This is a genomic window from Micromonospora sp. KC207 (genome assembly GCF_004348615.1).
Taxonomy (GTDB): Bacteria; Actinomycetota; Actinomycetes; order Mycobacteriales; family Micromonosporaceae; genus Micromonospora.
On record NZ_SMKJ01000397.1, the window covers coordinates 1 to 4,801 of the forward strand.

Genomic DNA, 4,801 nt, shown 5'->3' on the forward strand with positions numbered 1-4,801 from the left:
TGGTGGAGGTCGACGGGGAGGCTCCGGGCCCGGTGGAGGTTCCGGTGTCGCCGGTGGTGGTGTCGGGGGACAGTGCGGCGTATGTGATCTACACGTCGGGTTCCACCGGCCGCCCCAAGGGCGTCACCGTTCCGCACGCCGCCGTCACCCGGCTGCTGCACTGGGGCGAGGAATTCCTGCGCGCCGGGCCCGACGACGTCTGGTCGATGTTCCACAGCGCGTCGTTCGACTTCTCCGTCTGGGAGATCTGGGGCGCGTTGAGCACCGGTGGTCGGCTGGTCGTGGTGCCCTACTGGGTCTCGCGCAACCCCGAGGACTTCCATCGCCTGGTGACCGGGGCGGGGGTGACCGTGCTCAACCAGACCCCCTCCTCCTTCGCCCAGTTCGAGGACGTGGACTCCCGGTCGGACCAGCCGCACGCCCTGCGCTGGGTGATCTTCGGCGGCGAGGCGCTGGAGCACGCGTCGGTGCGCCGGTGGGCGCAGCGGCACGGCTGGGACCGGCCGCGCCTGGTGAACATGTACGGGATCACCGAGACGACCGTGCACGTTACCGCCCGTACCCTCGGGCCCAACGACGTCGGCGACGGCCTGAGCCGGATCGGCCGCGAGGTGGCCGGACTGACCGCCCACGTGCTCGACCCGATGCTCGTGCCCGTGCCGGTCGGCGCGGTCGGCGAGCTGTACGTCGGCGGGGCGCGGCTGGCACGCGGGTACGCCGGGCGGCCGGGACTCACGGCGGAACGGTTCGTCGCAGACCCGTGCGGCACCCGGCCCGGCGGCCGGCTGTACCGCACCGGCGACCGGGTGCGGCTGCGCCCGGACGGCGACCTGGAGTACGCCGGCCGGGTCGACAACATGGTCAACATTCGCGGCTTCCGGGTCGAGCCCGGCGAGATCGAGGCCACGCTCGCCCGGCACCCGGCGGTCGGCGCCGCCGTCGTGACCACCCGCGCCGACGAGTCGGGACGCGCCGGGCTCGTCGGGTACGTCACGCCGGCCGCCGCCACGCTCGCGGCGGCGGAGGTACGCGAGTGGCTGCGCCACCAGCTCCCCGAGTACATGCTGCCGGCGCGGCTCGTGGTGCTCGACGCGCTGCCGCTGACGCCGACCGGGAAGGTCGACCGGGCGGCGCTGCCGGAGCCCGAACTCGACGGGTCGCTCACCGGACCAGCCCCCCGCACGGCGACGGAGCGCATCCTGTGCGAACTCTTCGCCGAACTGCTCGGCGTGCCCGACGTCGGCGTAGACGGCAGCTTCTTCGGCCTCGGCGGCGACAGCATCATGTCCATCCAGCTCGCCAGCCGGGCCCGCCGCGCCGGCCTGAACATCAAACCGAAGGACGTCTACCAGCAGCGCACCGTGCGCGCCCTGGCGGCGGTGGCGACCGCCGTGGACGGCACGGTCGCCGACCGGTCGGACAGCGGGATCGGCGCGGTGCCGATGACGCCGATCCTGGCCTGGGCCCGGGAGGAACTCGGCGGCCCGCTGGACGCGTTCAGCCAGTCGATGCTGGTCCGGGTGCCCGCCGCGCAGACCGCCGAGGGAGTCCGGGAGGCGTTGCAGGCGCTGCTCGACCACCATCCCGCGCTGCGGCTGCGGGCCCGCACCGGGTCCGGGGACGGGCCGTGGGAGCTGGAGATCCCGCCCGCCGGGGCGGTGCGCGCCGAGGACTGCCTGCGCGTCGTGGACCTCACCGACGCCGACGCGGCGGACCGGCCGGCGCTCATCGCGGCGCAGGCACAGGCCGCCCGCGACCGGCTGCGCCCGGCCGACGGCCGACTCGTGCAGGGCGTCTGGTTCGCGGCCGGGCCGGACACCGGGAACCGGCTGCTACTGGTCGTCCACCACTTCGCCGTCGACGGTGTCTCGTGGCGGATCCTGCTGTCCGACCTCCGTACGGCCTGCGCCGCGATCGACGCCGGGCGGCAGCCGGCGCTGGAGCCGGCGGGCACCACGCTGCGGGGCTGGGCGCGGCAGGTGGCGGCGCTGACCGACGAGCCCTCGCGCGCCGACGAGCTGGCCGCCTGGACGCGGCTGCTGGATCGGCCGGAGCCGACGCTCGGCAGCCGCCCCCTCGACCGCCGCGTCGACGTCTTCGAGCGGATCCGCAGCGTCTCCCGGACCGCGTCGCCGGCCTGCACCTCCGCCGTGCTCACCACCGCCCCGGCCGCGTACCGGACCGGGGTGAACGAGATCCTGCTGACCGCGCTGGCCCTGGCGATCCCGCCCTGGCTGGCCAGGCGGGGCCGGGGCGGCTCCGGCGGCGTGCTGGTCAACCTGGAGGGGCACGGCCGCGACGGGCTCGTGCCGGACGCCGACCTGTCCCGCACCGTCGGCTGGTTCACCCGCATCCACCCCGTCCGGCTCGACCCGGGCCCGGTCGACGGGGCGCAGGCGCGCACCGGTGGCCCGGCGGTCGGCGCGGCCGTCAAACGGATCAAGGAGCAGCTGCACGCCCTGCCGCCGGCCGGCGGGTACGGCGTGCTGCGCTACCTCGATTCCCGGACCCGTCCCGTGCTCGCCCGGATGCCCGCCCCCCAGGTGGCCTTCAACTACCTCGGCCGGTTCCCCGCCGCCGAGCCGGACGACTGGGGGCCGGCCGAGGAGGGAATTGTGTTGCGAGGCGGGGCCGACCCGCGCCACCCGGTGCCGCACGCCCTGGAGATCGCCGCCGTCACCGTCGACGGCCCGGCCGGCCCGGAGCTGCGTACCACCTGGTCGTGGCCGGCGGGGCTGCTGGCCGAGACCGACGTGGCCGACCTGGCCGACGACTGGCACGCCGCCCTGGAGGCCGTCGTGGCCAGCTCGACGACCCCGTCCGCCACCCGTCACACGCCGGCGGACCTGCCCCTGGTCACGCTGACCCAGGACGAGATCGACGACCTTGAGCAGGAACTGGCTGCGGAGCAGGGAGCGGTGTCATGACGACGTCGAGCATCGAGGACATCCTGCCGCTGGCCCCGTTGCAGGCCGGGATGATGTTCCACACCTGGCACCAGAGCGCCGGGCCGGAGGTGCAGACCGCTCAGCTCATCCTGGACCTGCACGGTCCGCTGGACGTCGACGCGCTGCGCGCGGCGGCGGGCGGGCTGCTGCGCCGGTATCCCAACCTGCGGGCGGGCTTCCGGGAACGCCGCGCGGGCGCACCCGTGCAGGTGATCGCCAGCCGGCCGGACCTGTCGTGGACCGAGGTGGCCGCCGAGCCGGGGGAGGACCCGGACGCCGCCCTCGCCCGGCACACCGAGGCGGACCAGGGCCGGCGGTTCGACCTGCGCCGGGCCCCACTGATCGTGTTCCGGCTGATCCGCGTCGACGGTCACCGGCACCGGCTGGTCGTCACGTACCACCACATCCTGCTGGACGGCTGGTCCACGTCCCTGCTGATCCGGGACCTGTGCGCGCTGTACGAGCACGGCGGTGACGGCTCGGCGCTGCCGCCGCCGGTGCCGTACCGGGACTTCCTCGGCTGGCTCGCCGCGCAGGACCGGCCGCGCGCGGAGGACGCCTGGCGGGCGGCGCTGGCGGACCTGGACGGGCCGACCCTCGTCGCCCCCGCCGACCCGACCCGTGCCCCGGTCTGGCCGGGCAGCCTGCCGGGCGAACTGGGCCCCCAGGACACGGCGGAGCTGGTCGCGTTCGCCCGCCGGCACGACCTCACCGTCAACACCCTCGTCCAGGCCGCGTGGGCGCTGCTCGTCGGCCAGCTCACCGGGCGGACCGATGTGACCTTCGGCGCCGCCGTGTCGGGGCGACCCCCGGAGCTGGCGGGCGCCGAGAGCATGGTCGGCCTGCTGATGAACGTCGTGCCGGTACGGGTCCGGCTGCGCCGTGACGAACCGCTGTCGGCGCTGCTGGACCGCGTCCAGCACGAGCAGGCGCACCTGATCGAACACCACCACCTGGGCCTCGCCGACATCCAGAAGGTGGCCGGGACCGGCGAGCTGTTCGACACCTGCGTCGCGTTCGAGAACTTCCCGGAGTCCGGCGAGCTGCGCTGCGGGCCCCTGCGGGTCGAGGCGGGCGCAGCCGACGCCGCCCACTACCCGCTGAGCCTGAACGCGGCGGCCGGCTCCCGGCTGCGGCTGCGCCTGTCGTACCGCCCGGACCTGTTCCCGGTGGGGTTCGTCCGGGGCCTGCTGCGGCGGTTCACCCGGCTGCTGACGGAACTGCCCGCCGCGATGGGGACACGGACCGGACGGCTCGACCTGCTCGGCGTTGAGGAGCGGCACCGGTTGTCGACCCAGGGCCGCAACCCCGCGCCGGTGCCGGTGGCGACCCTGCCGGCCCTGGTCGAGGCGTGGGCCGCCCGCACGCCCGACGCGGTCGCGGTCCGCTGCGGCGCGCGCAGGCTGACGTACGGCGAGCTGAACGCGCGGGCGAACCGGCTCGCCCACGCGCTCGTCGACCGCGGGATCGGCCCGGAGCGGCTTGTCGCGCTCGCCCTGCCGCGCGGCATCGAACTGGTGACCTCGATCCTCGCGGTGACCAAGGCGGGCGCCGGGTACCTGCCGGTCGACCCGGAGTACCCGCGCGCCCGCGTCGAGCAGATGCTGGCCGACGCCGACCCGGCCTGCGTGGTGTTCGCCGGGTCGGACGCCGCGCCGGTGGCCCGCGCAGCCGCCGCGGCCGCCGGGCTGCCCCGCCTAGACCTGCACGACCCGGCGGTGGTGGCGGAGCTGGCGGGACGCCCGGATCGCGACCCCACCGACCGGGACCGCCGCACCCCCCTGCTGCCGACCCACCCCGCATACGTGATCTTCACGTCCGGGTCCACCGGGCGTCCGAAGGGCGTCGACGTC

General features: G+C 75.6%; 2 protein-coding genes. Both read left to right on the top strand.

The annotated features are described in order from the left end of the window. The coding region (locus E1258_RS29950; RefSeq protein WP_132407018.1) for a non-ribosomal peptide synthetase at positions 1–2,927 on the top strand (2,927 nt) is incomplete at its 5' end. Beyond that, positions 2,924–4,801 (top strand): condensation domain-containing protein (locus E1258_RS29955; protein WP_165949937.1); only part of this gene is annotated, 1,878 nt, incomplete at its 3' end. The genes E1258_RS29950 and E1258_RS29955, both read left to right, overlap by 4 nt.